This window comes from Planktothrix sp. PLAVEN19ND (genome assembly GCF_057220675.1).
Window position 1 is genome coordinate 2,638,611 of the sequence record NZ_CM170132.1, and the last position, 16,487, is coordinate 2,655,097.

Genomic DNA, 16,487 nt, shown 5'->3' on the forward strand with positions numbered 1-16,487 from the left:
AATCGTTTTTTAGGATAACTGCAAATAAAATCCGGCTATCTTTGGGAGACAAAATCAAGAAAACCGGATTCAATTAATACTAACCTATTAAGGATTAATTAATAGGGGTTTTTTGTCGCGATCCCATCCATCGGGGAAAACCATTTTCATCGCGTAATTGTAAGGTTTGATTTCCTTTTTTAATCTCTCCAACAATTAAATTGGGTTGTCCTCCCCAGTCAACTCGTGTTCCCGTAACTTCTACGGTGTCATTGGGTTTAATTTGAAAGTTTTGTTGTTCTAAATACCACACGGGGGCAACATGAAGCCCGAGGGTTTCTGTATTCGTTTTCATCAATAAATACATACCGTGAGGCATTTGATTTCCTCGATTTCCTGGTTGTATTTCTAATATCGTTCCTTGAACTGTTTCTACATGACTAGGATCATACATCATCCCAGAATATCGCCCTTTTCCTCCTGAACGATTTCCCCTTCCACCTTGACCCATCATCGGATGATTTTGTCCCATCAGTTGTTGACAGGGGGGATAAAAATTATTGCCATTTGTAGGAGTAGGTTGGGGAGAATTTGAGTTAGACTGTGCAAATAAAGGTGGGGAATAATTCAGGGAAATAAAAGCAATCCCCGTGGCAATTATAACCCCTTTAACTTGAGTTTTAGATAAATTAGTTTTCATGGTTCAGTCCTCCTGGTGAATAATTAACCAGTTTTGCTGATAGATATATGATAAAGTATCCTGTAAGTGGAGAGTCTAGTTAAGTTGATAAAACTTTATAAAAAACAGCAAATCTTCATCAGATTAAGATTCGAGATTGTTCAGTTAAAGGAATACCAATTCCCGATAAGCCTGGTAATAACCAATCAAAAATAACTAAAGTGTATTGTGTCCATTGATTTTCCAAATAATCCCAAGCTTCCATCTCATCCTGAACCCAATCTACAATATATGCTTTTTGGGTTAATATTCATTTAATGGCTTCCCCTAAATTGGGTTCATCTTCCACTAGCAAAATTCTCATGGTTTAAAATCCCTAAAAGGATATAAAATTTCTTCCAGTATAACCCACAAGAACAGTGCTATGATTCGACGACGTTCAACTCCTTGGATTCATCAAAAATCGAGATTTATCATTGCTAGTGTAGCTGCTTTTGGTGCAGTGATTGCCGCCTATTTAACCTTTGTCAAACTGACAGGAGGAAGTGCGGCTTGTCCGACAACAGGTTGTGATCAAGTTCTGGAAAGTCCTTATGCCATTGTTTTTGGTTTACCTCTACCTCTGTTTGGGTTGGTAGCTTATATTATCATGGCAGGCATGGCAGTTTCCCCTTGGTTAATTAATTCTGAAACCCAAAAAAAATTAAGAATAAAAACAGAAGATTGGACATGGCTATTGATGTTTGCTCAAGCATCTGCCATGATGATTTTCAGTTTTTATCTGATGTATATAATGGCATTTGTCATTAAATCCTTGTGTATCTATTGTACTGCTTCTGCAATTTGTTCTATTAGTTTATTCGTTTTAGCTTTATTAGGTAAAGATTGGGAAGATCGAGGTCAAATATTTTTTATTGCGGTAGTAGTAGCAATGATTACTTTAATTGGAACCTTAGCGGTATATGCTCCCATTAATAGCCCTCGTGCCGAAAAAAGCACATTTCAAATTACAACTACCTCTGACCCCGCCAATATTGAACTGGCGGAATATTTAACCCAGTCTGGAGCAAAAATGTATGGAGCTTTTTGGTGTGGTCACTGCCATGATCAAAAGCAATTATTTGGTCAACAAGCAGTGGATAAACTGCCTTATATTGAGTGTGACAAGGAAGGTAAAAATCCTCAACTTGATTTGTGTAAAGCCAAGAATATTGAATCTTATCCTACTTGGGAAGTTAAGGGTCAGATGTATGCAGGAGTTCAGAGTTTAGAAAAGTTAGCAAAGGTTTCAGAATATAAGGGATCTCGGACTTTTGGTGTTCGTTAATAGACTCTCAAAACCTAACCCCAAATCAAGTAGAGACGTGCCAAGCGCGAATTGTGCCGTTAGACTGTTGGCGCGTCTTTACAAGAGTCCCTATCGGGGAAAAAAGCACTCAATATTCAGATCAAATTGCTACTTGAGGACTCTTGTAGCATTGAAAATTGCCAGTAGCGCCACTCCCACATCGGCAAATACTGCCTCCCACAAGGTGGCAATTCCGATCGCACCCAAAACAATGAATAATCCTTTAATCGCCATCGCCAATACAATATTTTGCACGACAATTTTGCGAGTCTTTTTAGCGACTTGAATCGCCTCTGCTACTTTAGACGGGGCATCGGTCATAATCACCACATCAGCCGTCTCAATAGCCGCATCTGACCCTAATCCTCCCATTGCTATACCCACATCGGCTCTAGCAATTACAGGAGCATCATTGATACCATCGCCCACAAATGCAACTTTGCCTTTTCCGGCTCCACTCAGCAACTTCTCGATCGCCTCTACTTTTCCTTCGGGTAACAATTCAGCAATATAGGAATCTAAACCCAGACTTTCTGCTACGCTTTTAGCAACAGCCCGGTTGTCACCCGTAAGCATCATAATTCGCTCGACTCCCACCCTTTTAAGATCTTGAATTACCTTAATCGCATCGTCCTTAATTTCATCTGCAATTAAAATGTAGCCCCCATAGCATCCATCAATCGCAACATGAACAACAGTACCCTCTAAATTGCAGGTATCGTGATCAATATTTTCTCGATGCAAGAGACGATCATTCCCTGCCAAAACCACTTGATTTTTCACTTTTGCCCGAATACCATGACCCGCAATTTCTTCGTAGTCCGTTACATCCCCGTCATCAATAAGTTGACCGTATGCTTCTCGAATTGACTGTGCTACTGGGTGGTGAGAATGAGATTCCGCTTTGGCTGCCAACTTCAGTAATTCCGACTCAGAAAAACCGTTTTGAGTTACAATTCTCGTCACTTTAAACACACCTTTGGTCAAGGTTCCAGTTTTATCAAAAACAACGGTTTTAACAGCAGTCAAGGTATCCAAAAACGTCGAACCTTTGACCAGAATTCCTCGTTTGGCAGCACCTCCAACACCACCAAAATAGCCCAAGGGAATACTAATCACCAATCCACAGGGGCAGGAAATAACCAGTAAAATTAGGGCGCGGTAAACCCATTCTGTGGAAGTTGCACCGGGAATAAACAGGGGGGGTAAAAGGGCTACAGCTAAAGATAAAACGACTACAACGGGGGTATAGTAGCGGGCAAATTGGGTAATAAATTTCTCGGTTTCTGCTTTCTTGCTGGTAGCATTTTCAACGAGATCGAGAATTTTGACAATCGAAGATTCCCCAAAAGGTTTGGTAACTTGAATCGTTAAAACACCACTTTGGTTAATCGTCCCTGCTAAGACAACCTCTCCAACTTTCACCCGGCGCGGAACAGATTCTCCAGTTAATGCTGAAGTATCAATCTGAGAATTCCCTTCGATAATTTCACCATCTAAGGGAATCTTTTCTCCGGGTTTGACTAGAATAATATCTCCCACGTTGACGGTTTCTGGGGAGACTTGTTTGACTATTCCATTAACTTTTAGATTGGCAGTGTCCGGGCGAATTTCCAGCAGAGATTTGATCGTGCGGCGAGAGTGACCCACAGAGTATTCTTGAAACAATTCTCCGATTCGGAAAAACAGCATGACGGCGACCGCCTCCGGGAGTTGATGAATGGCGATCGCTCCTACCGTCGCAATGGTCATCAAGAAGTTCTCATCAAACACCTGTCCCCTGAGAATATTCCGTCCAGCCGTTTTCAACACCGACCAACCACTCAGTAAATAAGCGGGGATGAATACGGCATATTCACCCAAGCTGTAGGGCGTATTATGCAGGGGTTTCTCAAAAACTATTCCTAAAACAAGTAATGTGATTACTGCCAACACTGAGGGAAGTTCCCGTTTTAGGTTAAACTCCCCTGAACCGTGATTATGCTCGTGGTTATGGTCATGGTAGTGAGTCTCTAAATGAGATTCTGGGCTGATGATGGTGAAGCCCAGAGAGATGACGCGATCGCAGATTTCCTGTTCATTCACCTGCTTTGGGTCATACATCACCCTTAAGCGTTCCGTCGCAACACTGACGGATATTTCTGCCACACCTGGTATTTTCCCAACACCTGCTTCGATCTTAGTGGCACAGCTACCGCAATCCATACCGCCGATCTGCATCTGTTGAGTTTTAAGGGAAGGAGTCTGAGTCATTGCTCATTTGCTGAATAGATCGTAATTACCAGCATTGTAATCCAATTCATGAAATATATGAGCAGTTGTTCAGTTATTAAAATGATTCTCATTCTATGTTTATACTGAAGGTGTATGAACAAACCCAACCCTTTACAAAAGTCACTATCCCAGGAGTCGGACGCACCAAGTTGTGAGTCTCACCTGGTCAATTTAGACAACGTGCGCTCCTTACAGCCAGAAATCTTGCCACTTGAGGAAGCACAGCGCATGGCGGAATTTTTTGGCGTACTTGCCGATCCGAGCCGTCTGCGTCTCCTCTCTTGCTTGGCAAAGCAGGAGTTATGTGTTTGTGACTTAGCGGCTAGCTTAAGGATCAGTGAATCTGCCGTTTCTCATCAGTTGCGCCTCCTGCGAACCTTGCGCTTGGTTAAGCATCGCAAAGAGGGTCGTAACGTCTATTACAGCTTGGCAGATAGGCACGTTATCAATCTGTACCGTGAAGTTGCAGAACATCTAGGTGGGACAAAATAACCCTAAGTAAATTAGTGATGTTTACCTCAAATTTACTAATCAGATATTCTGACACCTGCCCCGACCATCCAATCTAATAAAATAGGATTAACTAATTCTGGGGCTTCATCTTGGGGACAATGACCCACACCTTCTAATCGAATAAATTGTTTTACCGTCGAATAGTGTTGAAATTGTTCAGCAATTTCTATCGGTTCCCAAGGGTCATTCGTTCCCCATAATATTATCGCTAAACAGGGTAATTTTGGCAATAAATCCTCCGGTAATGGCCCTTGGGAATAGCGAGTAAAGGCGGCGAAAACCTCAACCGCTCCTTGATCTTGGGCAGGTTTTAATAACATTTCTACTAATTCATCCGTAACAGCTTCATCCCGTTTATAGGCTTGTAATAATACTTTTTTAACGGTTTTTGGGGTAGCTAAAAGATTAAAAAAGAATTGATTAAACCAGGAATACTTTAATAACTCCTGAACCACACTGGAGCCATAATTTCGATACCAAGGAAGTTCGGAGCGTTTGCGATCGTGTAATAATCTTAAAGAACAGTTTAATAAAGCAATTTCTCGAACAATATCAGGATAATCAATAGCCGCCTGCATCACTGCAATACAACCAATGGAATTTCCTACTAAAAACGCAGATTCTTGAACAATTTCTCGACAAAAATCAGCGATTTGTTCTCCCCAAGTTTCAAAGGTATAACCCATTTCTGGACTGGGTTTCGGTTTCGCTGACCCCCCAAACCCAATTAAATCTAAAGCAAAGACTCGACAATGTTTGGCTAATTCAGGAATATTTTTTCGCCAATGACCCCAAGATGCCCCAAACCCATGAATTAAAACCACCGCCGGGCCATTATTGCCTTCGCTGACATAACAAATCGGGTATCCTTTCCAAATCCAAGTTTGTGGTACAGATGAAGTAGTTAACATGAGTTTAAGGGAATAGGGATCACGGATTTAAGAGGATTTCACGGATTTTAATTTGTGTTAATCTGCGTCATCTTTTTAAATGCGTGATCGGTAATGGGTAAGGGGATTGATTTTTTAACTGTTATAATAATAGCAATAAATTATTCTATTTTCTAATTCTGTGTCAAAATTAAAAGTTGTTAGTTTCCTAAATTAAAATGACATCAACTCTCCCTCAGACTACGACTATAGACTTTCTGGGTTCGGAAATTGTCCCGGAATATGAAACCGCTAAGGTTGTGATTTTACCGATTCCCTATGAAGCCACAACCAGCTATAGAAAAGGATGCGAGAACGGCCCTGATGCGCTGTTAGAGGCTTCCCATCAGTTAGAATGTTATGATGAAGAACTAGACCGGGAAATCTGTTTTGATGCGGGAATTTTTACCCATGCTCCGATTGCAGATACTCGCCATGGAAAGACAGTTTCAGACACAGAAATGTTGCGGGTAACCCAAGAAACCCTCCAGTCTTTAATTGAACAGAAAAAATTTGTGATTTCCATTGGGGGAGAACACAGTATTACCGAAGGAGTGGTACAGGGATATCGTCAAGTCTATCAAGAATCTTTTACTGTAGTTCAAATTGATGCCCATGGGGACTTAAGGCATGAATATCAGGATACAATTCATAGTCATGCCTGTGTTATGCGTCGAATTGTGAATATGGGATTACCGACGGTACAAGTGGGAATTAGAGCCATTTGTCAAGAGGAAGCTGACTTAATTAAAGAGAAAAATTTAACGGTTTTTCGGGCGAGAGAAATGGCATTTAATCTGGATTGGATTGAACAAGCGATCGCCAGTATTCCCACCGAAAAAGTCTTTTTAACTATTGATGTTGATGGCATTGATCCGAGTTTAATTCCTGGGGTGGGAACTCCCGAACCAGGGGGATTAAATTGGTATTCTACCCTAACCTTTTTACGCCGTCTATTTGAATCTAAAGATGTAATTGGGTGTGATGTAATGGAACTAGCTCCCGTGGTTGATTCAGTGGTTTCTGAATTTACCGTTGCTAAATTAACCTATAAATTAATTGGCTATCAAACTTTAGCCAAAGGATGGATTAAGGATTAAAAATTAAGGTTTGATGGTTGAGGGTTGAGGGGAGCCAAAGCGGGTGAGCTTCAGCCCAAAATCCCTAATAATAGCAGTCGCGCAACCCTGATATTTGACAAAGACCGATCTAGTAAACCAGACGATGAAGTCTTCTACCTCTAGTTGCTTTTCCCTGCTACACCTTAAGCGATTGACACCGTTGATGAATCAAACAGATAGTCCGTTTCCACCAAATCCCAAGCTTTACCATCTAATGCCATTTGTTCAATTAAACTGGCCAGACGTAAGGCTTTTAAGGCTTGTTCTCCACCCACGGATGGTTGATTTCCACCCCGAACACAACTGACAAAATGTTCTAATTCAGCGTGTAGGGGTTCAATATTACTGGTATGAACTTTTTGAATTAACCCATCTTGACGATAGAGAACTTGACCATAATCCGTAACATAATTAGCCGTGGTTTGTCGATGAATTAAAATTTCATTATTGAGAAAATCGGCTTCAGTTAAGGAATTTTTGCAATGGGCAACAATAGAACGTAATTTGCGATGGGTGACTTTACTGCTAATTAAATTGGCGATCACGCCATTAGCAAAACCAAGGGTAGCGGTCACATAATCTAAATAGCCAGAGTCCGAAGCCCGACTACCACTAGCCGTTAATTTAACAACGGGAGCAGCCACTAGATCTAACATCAAATCAATATCATGAATCATTAGATCTAAGACCACCGAAACATCATTAGCTCGGTTAGAATAGGGACTCATCCGACGGGCTTCTAAGGCTAAAACTTCCTCCGTTTTTAAAACTTTACTAAATTCTTGAAAAGCGGGATTAAACCGTTCAATATGACCCACTTGCAAAATTCGTTGATAATCCGCCGCCGCATTGACTAATAATTCAGCCTCACCAATACTTGCAGCAATGGGTTTTTCAATTAAGACATGAACCCCGGCTTGTAAACAGGCCATCCCCACAGGATAGTGTAACCGGGTGGGAACTGCGATACAAACGGCATCTACTAAGGGTAAAAGGTCTCGATAATCTTCAAAAAACCTCACTCGGTACTTACTCGCCGTATCGAGTCCCCGTTCAACACTGAGGTCGGAAACTCCCACAAGTTCCACGTCCTTAAGCATACTCAAAACCCGGGTATGATGCTGCCCCATATTACCGACACCGATCACACCAACTTGAATCGGGTCAAGGTAATTTCTTCCAGCCATAGCATTTGAATATCCAAGGGACATCCTATTTTGCACTCCTCTACTCTCCTCCACCACAGAAATTAAGCCCATAGGCTGTCCATCAGCAGTGTAAATCCATCCAGATACTATCACAGCCTTGGATTTTGTAAAGAAATTTTAATTAGGGGTGGGCGGTTGGGGTTTGAGCCAGGAAGGACGCACTTCCCCTGCCTCCCCTACTCCCCCTGCTTACCACCCAATATTGTCTTTACTTATTGTTACAAAAAGAGATTTTTCTGAAAATGGTATTTACTAAAGATCCAGTTTATTTTATAATTTGTTTAGCTTTAATCCAAAATTAATGCCTAACCCCTCCTTAATTGAGTCAAAGGTTAGGGAAATTTCAGCGATGAAATTAATAACAGGGTTAAGTATAAATCAAGAATTCACCCTGTAAAAAAACTAGGTATTTATCATGACAGTTAGCTCATCTACACCAAAAAGGGGGGATGCTGGGAAGCGAACCAGTGGAACAGCAAACTCAAATCAAGATAATAAAACTGAAGCGGATCAGCTTAAAGTAGATTCTGTTGAAAACGAACCAACCCCAAATATGAGCCAAGAAACCAAGTTAGATATTGTGGACAAACCTGCAAAAAAAGGCTCTGAAGCCAATACTGCACCCACTCAAATTCAAGTCGCTTCAATGGCGACATTTATGAATCGTCCAATTGAACATAGCCATCTTGAAATTTCAGGAATGCTGTCACCAAGACGTCCTATTTTTAAAGCGAATAGTGCTAGTAATGTAGCCTTTATTCATTTAGAAGATGCGGTGGGAGCTTTAGCTAATCGCCCCATTGAAGTCAGTCATTTACAAATTACTTCAATGATCATGAACCGTCCTATTGCCACTAATGATGTTGATGATCCCTTCACTTTAATGGGATTTCTGGATTAAACACCAAATTGAATCATTTTTCATAGAAATCGGGTTTCTGAACCAAGGCTTATGTTTTAATTCATGAGTTAGATAGGGGAAATCCGATTTATTTTGTAAGGAAAGTTAGGGAGTCAAGATACCTGTAAGTTGGGCAAGTTTAGAAAGGTTATGGGTGGGAAACATAGATTTTTGCCTAACCTGCCCCTACAGAGCATTATAGATTAGTTTAGATAAGTTTTTAAAGTAAAAACCCACCAATCATTCCGCCTAATAAAATAAAACCAATTCCCACATTATTCCGAAAAATTTTAGCATAAATAGGTTTAGGAAGATCGGGATTTAGCAGTTGAAAATATTGCCTAGACCATAGTATAATAGAAAGGATTAGAGTTAGCCAATATTCCCAGTTTAATTGAAGATTCCAGCCTAAAATTCCCAATAATATTCCCGTCCCTAAAAACAAAATTCCCACGGCATTCGCAGATTGATCTCCGAAAAAAATAGCACTGGAATTAATACCCAAACGCTGATCATCTTCCCGATCGCTCATGGCATAAACAGTATCAAATCCCAACGTCCATAATACCGTGGCTCCCCATAAAAACCAAGTAGATGTTTGTAAATTTCCTACCGCCGCCGTCCAACTAATTAATACCGCAAATCCCCAAGCAATTGATAATACTAATTGCGGCACAGGAAACACTCGTTTTGCCAAAGGATAACCAATAATAACTGGAACTGCGGCGACCGATAAACCCAAACTCAAGGGGTTTAAATAGACCGCCAGTCCCGCCGCGCAAATAAAAGAAATCAAAGCGATCACAATAGCCGTTTTGACCGTTAACGCCCTCGAAGCCAGGGGACGGGTGCGGGTGCGTTCGACTTGGGGGTCAATATCCCTATCCCATAAATCATTCACCACACAGCCCGCCGCACTGGTGGCCAAAGTTCCAAAGACAATAATTAAAATTAGGCTTAGGGGCGGTGTGCCATGGGTAGCCAGAAAAATTGCCCACAATGCCGGAATCATCAAAATTAGACGTCCGGCGGGTTTATCCCATCGCAACAGCCGCATAATCGTTTGCCAAGTGGGTTCGGGGGGATTAGATTGGGTCAGCATTGCAGGTTGAATCAAAAAAATTGAATTGAATCTTCACAATATTTTGTAACATAGATCCGCCCTCGGTTTAAAATTAAAAGCAGTAGCTTTTTAGAGACTAATTATGGTCACATCAATGCCTTTGGTGAGAGGATATGAACCCACAGACGACCGAGATCGAATCCTAGCCGCCATTGATTTAGGCACGAATTCTTTACACATGGTTGTGGTGAAAGTGCAACCTCAATTGCCTACCTTTACGATTATTGCCCGGGAAAAAGAAACCGTTCGTTTGGGAGATTGTGAGGAAAAAGGCAATCTCAAACCGGAGGTAATGGAACGAGCTATTGCTTGTTTAAAAAGGTTTCAAGGTGTGGCTAAAACCTTTAACGCCGAACAAATTGTGGCGGTAGCGACCAGTGCCGTAAGAGAAGCGCCCAATGGTCGAGAATTTATTAGCCGAGTCGCCGATGAACTGAACTTAGAAATTAGTTTAATTTCCGGTCAAGAAGAAGCCCGACGCATCTATTTAGGGGTGCTGTCGGCGATGGAATTGAATAATCAACCCCATATCATTATTGATATTGGTGGCGGGTCTACGGAATTAATTTTAGGGGACGGTTGGGAACCTCGATTTTTAAGTAGTACAAAAGTCGGTGCTGTCCGATTAACCAAGGATTTTGTTCATAGTGATCCCGTTAGTCGCACGGAGTTTTTGTATTTACAAGCCTATATTCGCGGAACATTAGAACGGGTTGTGGACGAATTATCTTCCCATTTACAACCGGGTGAAATTCCTCGTTTAGTCGGAACTTCTGGAACTATTGAAACCTTAGTGGCAATTAAAGCCAGGGAAAAATCAGGAATAGATCCGACTCGTTTGGGGGGCTACGAATTAACCTTAGAAGAATTAAGAGAATTTGTCAATAGAATTCGCAAATTATCCTATCAAGAACGATTACAAATTCCGGGTATGGCTGACCGTCGGGCGGAGATTATTGTCGCCGGAGCCTTGATTTTACAAGAAGCCATGACCTTGTTAAATATCCCGTCTTTAAAGGTCTGTGAACGGAGTCTGAGGGAAGGAGTAGTTGTAGATTGGATGTTAACCCATGGGTTAATTGATGATCGTTTACATTATGGCAGTTCTGTTCGAGAAAGAAGTGTTTTAAACATTGCTCAAAAATATCAAGTTGACTTAGAACATAGTCAACGGGTTGCGACTTTTGCTTTAAGTTTATTTGATCAGACTAAGGGATTATTACATAATTGGGGATTGGCCGAACGGGAGTTATTATGGGCGGCGAGTATTCTGCATAATTGTGGATTATATATTAGTCATTCAGCCCACCATAAACATTCCTATTATTTAATTCGTTATGGGGAGTTATTAGGATTTACGGAAACGGAAATTGATGCGATCGCAAATTTAGCCCGATACCATCGCAAGAGCAATGCTAAAAAGAAACATGAATCCTATCAAAATTTACCTCGAAGGTTTCGACAAGTCATTGATCAATTGCATCCTTTATTAAGGTTATCAGTCGCCTTAGATAGACGCATGATTGGTGCTATCTCTCAAGTGGTTTGTGAATATAAATCCATGACCCGAGAGTTTCATTTGAAGTTAAAACCGACCAATGCTAATGATGATTGTGCATTAGAATTGTGGAGCTTGAATTTAAAAAAAGAAGCCTTTGAAATTAACTATGGATTAAAGTTAGTAGCTAAATTAGAATCTAGCAATCATTCAAACCCCACATTCCCCCAGTAGAGACGTTATATACAACGTCTCTACTATTCTTATTCCCAGGTTTCTAATTCTGCTATCCAGTTATTCCAAAGGGTGATTAACTGTTCTCGACGGGTTTCAAAATTAGCTGCAATCCACATTAAAATCACCCCTAAAATAAACAAAATTATCCACTTGATAAAGGAATAAACGGAATTAAGAATAATCAGTTGATTTACAATATCAATTAAAAATATTGCGGTTCCAATATAGAGAAAAGCTCTAATTCTTAATCCTAGTCCGACAAAAATTGTAACTAAACTTAAAATTCCTGGGAGAATTCCAGTTCCTTGGAAATTACCCAGGGAAGTTCCACATAAAAGACCCGTCCCCAAAACCCGTAACCCATGACGTAAATTCCGATTTTCTTCTAATTTTAGAGTGGGTTCAACCTGGGAAAAATAGAGTAATGAGCAGGATATCGGGAGAGTAAAAATAAATATATCATCTATTGAGCCTAGCCAATCATAAAAGGTAAAACTGATTAGGATTAAACTCAGGTAGGTTAACCGAATATTTTGAGTAAATTTTGCTAAAATAATATAGAATAAAGTTCCAAAGATTACTGAAAAATACCAAGTTAACTGTTGTTCTGGTTGCAGAATAAAATGGGAACCGATAAGGGTGATTACAGGGAGAATAATAGCTGTTCTTTTCCAAGGTCTAACTGGCCATCCCCAAGTATTCCAAGGAAGAATATAAAAGAAATAAGATAAAATTGAGACTAACGACCCCGACCAGGGAATCAAAAAGTTACTTAAATCGACTAAATGCTGTAGATAAATTACTAAACCTGTTGCTTGGATTAAACCAATATAAACCCAAGTTTCTGCTATATCTAAATTTGAATTATGGCGACCTTGGAATAGGGCATAACGAATTAATAATACACTAGTTCCAATCGTTAATAAAAATTGGGGGTTAATGGGAATTAAAGTCACTAAACCCAATAATATACTACTGATAAACCAATGCAAATGGGCAATGTTTTTAATTTCGGCTTCAGGAATTCGTAAATACCCTGTTAACCAGGGACTGAGAATTCGGTAGCCATACATTAAACTGGTTCCTAATGTGGCAAAAGCAATCCATTGTTCTGTTAAAGTTTGGGAATTAATTTGATATAATAATATTTCATAGGTAGAAACAGAAACCCCGATTAATCCTAAATAAACTAGAGATTTCGCTTCAATATTTCTTCTGCCAATCCCAATTAAAATTAAGGCGAATGCTAAAGAGATTAATCCCGTCCAGTTAGCGGAGGTTTGAACTCGAAAAACAATAGCTAAAATACCGTAAATAATTGGAATAATTTGCCAAGGATTAGGCAATTTTTCAATTTGATAATGACGTTGCCACCAATCCCCGAATAGTTGGGTAGTTAATCCTAAAATAATATTAGCAACCGCCAAACTAACTAAAGATTGATTGCCAGAAATCAATATTTCAACAATGAGTAATTCTACAGCCCAAGCTAAACCATATAATATCCAAGGCGAGAATCCAGACCTGGCTATTTTCCGAGGGTTTTCCCAATCTAATCCTCGAAAAATCAAGGCTGCAATCAAAATAATTAAGGTGGAAGTTAGGGTGAAGTTTCTAGGGATTTTATACAATAAAACTCCAAAGGAATTAAGGGTTATGATTGATATTTCAAATCCCAAAAAAGTCATAGCCCAACCATCAAATGCTTGTTGATAAAGTCTAACAATATTGGATTGAGTCACACCATAACGGAATAACATAAAACGGAATACCCATAATCCTGCGATGGTTAAACTTAAAAACATTAACCATCCTTCTATTGTGACCAAATCCTTGACGGATAGGAATAAAAAAGCTAATCCTAAACCCACGGTAAAAACCGATGAAAATAGGGTTTTAATAACTTGAGTATTAACAACCATGAATACTGTTGTTAAGCCTAAACTCCATAAACGAATTTGAGGGTGGGGTAGGGTTAAAACCTGAACTAAACCACAGGCTATTATACTAAAAATAACGGCTTTTTTTTGTTGAGATTCTCTGGTTTGTGTCGCGACATAGGTTAATCCTAGGGGTGTGATTAACCAAGCCATTGTTGAGGAATGGGGCGTGGAAAAATCAAAGTTATTTAAAAATAAAATATAACTGATTCCCGATAATAATATTCCTAGGTTTAAGGCATCTTTACGGATAACAGTTGCCACTGGACTATTGACTGTAAATAATATAAATTCACCCACCATTAAGACTAATAAAATAATCGCCCAATCCTCTAGGATTAAGTTGGGAAATTGCCAGTAAACCAGATTAGCAATGGTGACTAACCCTAAAAGATGAGTTCCCAAAACGACAATAGGTTTTAGGGGTTGACGACGACTGATAACAATTGCTAAAGTAATAGTTGAGGCTAATAGATTTAGCGATCGCAATGCCGGATTCAATAGAGACAAATAGGTTAAAAATGCACCAAATCCTAAACTCAGCAAATCTCCAAAATGGGCTACCTTTCGTTGTGGACGGTGATAAATCCAATCGGTTACAATCACCATAAAAATCAAATATGGAAACCATGTTAAACTCAGTAATGCCCAAGGAGAATCCTGAGAACTGGATATTTCTACCCCTACGCTAATGGCAGTTTTCCTTAATTCTCGTGGAATTAAACGACCGACTAAATCCACCATTGATAACCCAAAACCAAATATTGCCGCCAAATCTCGCCGTTGCCAATATTTTAATAAATGATTACTGAAAATCCCCACACCAATTCCACTCACTAAAAACCCCTGCCAAGGTTGGATATAAACAGTTACTAACCAACCAAACAATAAAATAAAATAGCTAGAACGATGTAAAATTAATGAAGAAGAAATATAGAGAAATCCAGCAAAAATTCCCAAAGCTAATCCCAGTTGACTAATATCAACATTAACCACAAAAATCGCCCGTCCGAAAAGCAGAGTTAAAAGATAAATAACAACAATTTTAAAATCAATCTTTGGGTTAGGATGGGAGGACGAAGTAGGGGGAGGGTTGGCAATGGTTAAAAATCCCGTAATAATAATCCCCAAATAAACAGCAATGAGAGAAAATCCAGGAATTTGCCATCCCCAGTTTAAATAACTTAATCCTAAATGATTGAATAGAAAGCGGCGTTGGAATTGTCCTTGATTTCGATATAAAGTTACGGTTAAAGTAGTGAGGGCTACCGCAGCAATAGCAATGGTTAATAAACCCCAGGACTCTGACCACAACTTCAACCCATCCATTGCCCAAAAATTCAAGGGAATTAATAATAAAGTGACTAATTTTAAGGCTTCAGCAGTGACGGGTAAACGGGACTGTTGAGCGCCCCATAAACTCGCCCCCCAAAAAGCAAAAGTATAGGCAAATAAAATCAAATATTGTCCAGTGGCGGGAAATTTTTCCCACTGACTCGCCGCTAAAACTCCAGAGGAAACAATGACTAAAAATAATCCTAAAAATAATAGCCAACGAACACTCAACTCAGACTTTAAGGATGCAACTAAATCGGTGGCAAAAGTAGGAAATTGCCAAGCGGGTTGGGGTGATTTAGAAACAACACGCTTTGGAGTTATTTTTTCTGCCAAAACCCGTTGATTATTTGCAGAAGTAACCGTCTTTTTAGGTAAAGGGTCACTCAAATAAAGTTCACCAATTTGACGAACTTGTCTATCGGATAATAAACCCAAATTCAACCAAACTTCTAACCCCTCTAATAACCTGGGATTGGTGCTATCCGCCTGAATTAAAATGCGAATTAAAGGTTTTGAAACAGACATGGGCAAAACCGGGTATAGGGTAGGGGAAAGAAAACTGGGTAGACTTTAATTTAAGCTATTTTTGTATTTTAAAGTATCTATTATGATATACTAAATTGTAGGTATTGATTCAGTCTGCTATGTACCAAACCGACCCCCCACGTTCCCCGAAAGAAGTCTTACCGACGATGTATGACCTGAAAAGTGAAGACCCGCAGGAACCCGGTTTGCCCGACGAATTTCACGATTTACAACCCAAATTATTAAGAATAACTTTCCTTCCCCCGAGTTATTCCCCCGACTCTGTTTTTATTGCCAATGACCTGAATCTCTATTACGACCCTCGCCATTTTAATTGGTATAAACGTCCCGATTGGTTTGCCGTCCTTGGGGTGTCCCGATTGTATGAACAGCAAGATTTACGCTTGAGTTATGTGACTTGGCAAGAGGGAGTCAACCCGTTTGTAATTGTTGAATTATTATCCCCAGGAACAGAAGCAGAAGATTTAGGTCAAACCCTACGAGAAATTAATCAACCACCGACCAAATGGGAAGTTTATGAACGGATTTTACGCATTCCCTATTATGTGGTTTTTAGTCGCTATACCCATCAACTTCGGGTCTTTCAAAATAGTGCTAGTCGCTACCAGGAACTCACGGTTTCCAACTCGCGGGTTTGGATGCCGGAATTAGAATTGGGTTTAGGATTATGGCAGGGATGCTATCAAGAAATTGCGGGATTGTGGCTGCGTTGGTATGATCAAAATCAGAACTGGATACCGACACCCACAGAACAAATAGAACAGAAACAGCAAAAAGTTGAAGAACTAGAGGCAATATTGCAACGTTATCGACAGCAATATGGGGATTTACCCGAATAATTAAAACAGAGAGA

12 protein-coding genes and 1 pseudogene are annotated in these 16,487 nt (G+C 39.9%); 6 read left to right on the forward strand and 7 right to left on the reverse strand.

From position 1 onward, the window contains the following. Positions 1-94: 94 nt before the first annotated feature. Positions 95-679 carry a MamS/MamX family magnetosome protein gene (locus tag AC2D3N_RS11510; RefSeq protein WP_484693641.1) on the reverse strand — a complete coding sequence of 195 codons (585 nt, stop codon included), beginning with the start codon at positions 677-679 and terminating at the stop codon, positions 95-97. Between the two features lie 157 nt (positions 680-836). Beyond that, a pseudogene (locus tag AC2D3N_RS11515) lies at positions 837-968 on the reverse strand (response regulator); the annotation flags it as partial. Positions 969-1,082: 114 nt separating this feature from the next. Here AC2D3N_RS11515 and AC2D3N_RS11520 point away from each other — a divergent pair. Beyond that, the gene (locus AC2D3N_RS11520; protein WP_484693642.1) at positions 1,083-1,985 is read left to right on the forward strand and encodes a vitamin K epoxide reductase family protein; all 903 of its coding nucleotides are present in this window, start codon (positions 1,083-1,085) and stop codon (positions 1,983-1,985) included. A 129-nt stretch (positions 1,986-2,114) separates the two neighbouring features. On the opposite strand, the gene AC2D3N_RS11525 is transcribed toward AC2D3N_RS11520, so the two are convergent. After that, positions 2,115-4,259 carry a heavy metal translocating P-type ATPase gene (locus AC2D3N_RS11525; RefSeq protein ID WP_484693643.1) on the reverse strand — a complete coding sequence of 715 codons (2,145 nt, stop codon included), beginning with the start codon at positions 4,257-4,259 and terminating at the stop codon, positions 2,115-2,117. 114 nt (positions 4,260-4,373) lie between these two features. Here AC2D3N_RS11525 and AC2D3N_RS11530 point away from each other — a divergent pair, with 114 nt between their 5' ends. Further along, positions 4,374-4,772, forward strand: a complete 399-nt coding sequence (locus AC2D3N_RS11530; protein ID WP_079677724.1) for an ArsR/SmtB family transcription factor — start codon at positions 4,374-4,376, stop codon at positions 4,770-4,772. A gap of 35 nt (positions 4,773-4,807) precedes the next feature. On the opposite strand, the gene AC2D3N_RS11535 is transcribed toward AC2D3N_RS11530, so the two are convergent. Then, positions 4,808-5,704, reverse strand: a complete 897-nt coding sequence (locus AC2D3N_RS11535; protein WP_484693644.1) for an alpha/beta fold hydrolase — start codon at positions 5,702-5,704, stop codon at positions 4,808-4,810. Between the two features lie 197 nt (positions 5,705-5,901). Between AC2D3N_RS11535 and speB the strand changes: the two genes are divergently transcribed. Beyond that, entirely contained in the window at positions 5,902-6,822 is a 921-nt protein-coding gene (gene speB, locus AC2D3N_RS11540; protein WP_484693645.1) for an agmatinase, read from the forward strand. Positions 6,823-6,986: 164 nt separating this feature from the next. Here speB and AC2D3N_RS11545 read toward each other — a convergent pair whose 3' ends face one another. After that, a complete protein-coding gene (locus tag AC2D3N_RS11545) occupies positions 6,987-8,054 on the reverse strand; it encodes a Gfo/Idh/MocA family protein (protein WP_079677980.1) in 1,068 nt (355 codons plus the stop codon). Positions 8,055-8,466: 412 nt separating this feature from the next. On the opposite strand from AC2D3N_RS11545, the gene AC2D3N_RS11550 reads away from it, so the two are divergent. Next, positions 8,467-8,952, forward strand: coding sequence for a hypothetical protein (locus AC2D3N_RS11550; RefSeq protein WP_079677727.1), 486 nt, complete (start codon positions 8,467-8,469; stop codon positions 8,950-8,952). Between the two features lie 220 nt (positions 8,953-9,172). Here the strand turns inward: AC2D3N_RS11550 and AC2D3N_RS11555 are convergent, their stop codons facing one another. Next, on the reverse strand, positions 9,173-10,054 hold the full coding sequence (locus AC2D3N_RS11555) for a 4-hydroxybenzoate solanesyltransferase (protein ID WP_079677728.1): 882 nt from the start codon (positions 10,052-10,054) through the stop codon (positions 9,173-9,175). A gap of 103 nt (positions 10,055-10,157) precedes the next feature. On the opposite strand from AC2D3N_RS11555, the gene AC2D3N_RS11560 reads away from it, so the two are divergent. Further along, on the forward strand, positions 10,158-11,807 hold the full coding sequence (locus AC2D3N_RS11560) for a Ppx/GppA phosphatase family protein (protein ID WP_484693646.1): 1,650 nt from the start codon (positions 10,158-10,160) through the stop codon (positions 11,805-11,807). A 29-nt stretch (positions 11,808-11,836) separates the two neighbouring features. On the opposite strand, the gene AC2D3N_RS11565 is transcribed toward AC2D3N_RS11560, so the two are convergent. Further along, on the reverse strand, positions 11,837-15,613 hold the full coding sequence (locus tag AC2D3N_RS11565; protein WP_484693647.1) for a hypothetical protein: 3,777 nt from the start codon (positions 15,611-15,613) through the stop codon (positions 11,837-11,839). A gap of 119 nt (positions 15,614-15,732) precedes the next feature. Between AC2D3N_RS11565 and AC2D3N_RS11570 the strand changes: the two genes are divergently transcribed. Then, positions 15,733-16,473, forward strand: a complete 741-nt coding sequence (locus tag AC2D3N_RS11570) for a Uma2 family endonuclease (RefSeq protein ID WP_484693648.1) — start codon at positions 15,733-15,735, stop codon at positions 16,471-16,473. Positions 16,474-16,487 lie beyond the last annotated feature (14 nt).

Bases quoted from the DNA above. Each gene is read 5' to 3' on its own strand.
- AC2D3N_RS11510 (WP_484693641.1), bottom strand. From the start codon at position 679: ATGAAAACTAATTTATCTAAAACTCAAGTTAAAGGGGTTATAATTGCC.
- AC2D3N_RS11520 (WP_484693642.1), top strand. From the start codon at position 1,083: ATGATTCGACGACGTTCAACTCCTTGGATTCATCAAAAATCGAGATTT.
- AC2D3N_RS11525 (WP_484693643.1), bottom strand. From the start codon at position 4,259: ATGACTCAGACTCCTTCCCTTAAAACTCAACAGATGCAGATCGGCGGT.
- AC2D3N_RS11530 (WP_079677724.1), top strand. From the start codon at position 4,374: ATGAACAAACCCAACCCTTTACAAAAGTCACTATCCCAGGAGTCGGAC.
- AC2D3N_RS11535 (WP_484693644.1), bottom strand. From the start codon at position 5,704: ATGTTAACTACTTCATCTGTACCACAAACTTGGATTTGGAAAGGATAC.
- speB (WP_484693645.1), top strand. From the start codon at position 5,902: ATGACATCAACTCTCCCTCAGACTACGACTATAGACTTTCTGGGTTCG.
- AC2D3N_RS11545 (WP_079677980.1), bottom strand. From the start codon at position 8,054: ATGTCCCTTGGATATTCAAATGCTATGGCTGGAAGAAATTACCTTGAC.
- AC2D3N_RS11550 (WP_079677727.1), top strand. From the start codon at position 8,467: ATGACAGTTAGCTCATCTACACCAAAAAGGGGGGATGCTGGGAAGCGA.
- AC2D3N_RS11555 (WP_079677728.1), bottom strand. From the start codon at position 10,054: ATGCTGACCCAATCTAATCCCCCCGAACCCACTTGGCAAACGATTATG.
- AC2D3N_RS11560 (WP_484693646.1), top strand. From the start codon at position 10,158: ATGGTCACATCAATGCCTTTGGTGAGAGGATATGAACCCACAGACGAC.
- AC2D3N_RS11565 (WP_484693647.1), bottom strand. From the start codon at position 15,613: ATGTCTGTTTCAAAACCTTTAATTCGCATTTTAATTCAGGCGGATAGC.
- AC2D3N_RS11570 (WP_484693648.1), top strand. From the start codon at position 15,733: ATGTACCAAACCGACCCCCCACGTTCCCCGAAAGAAGTCTTACCGACG.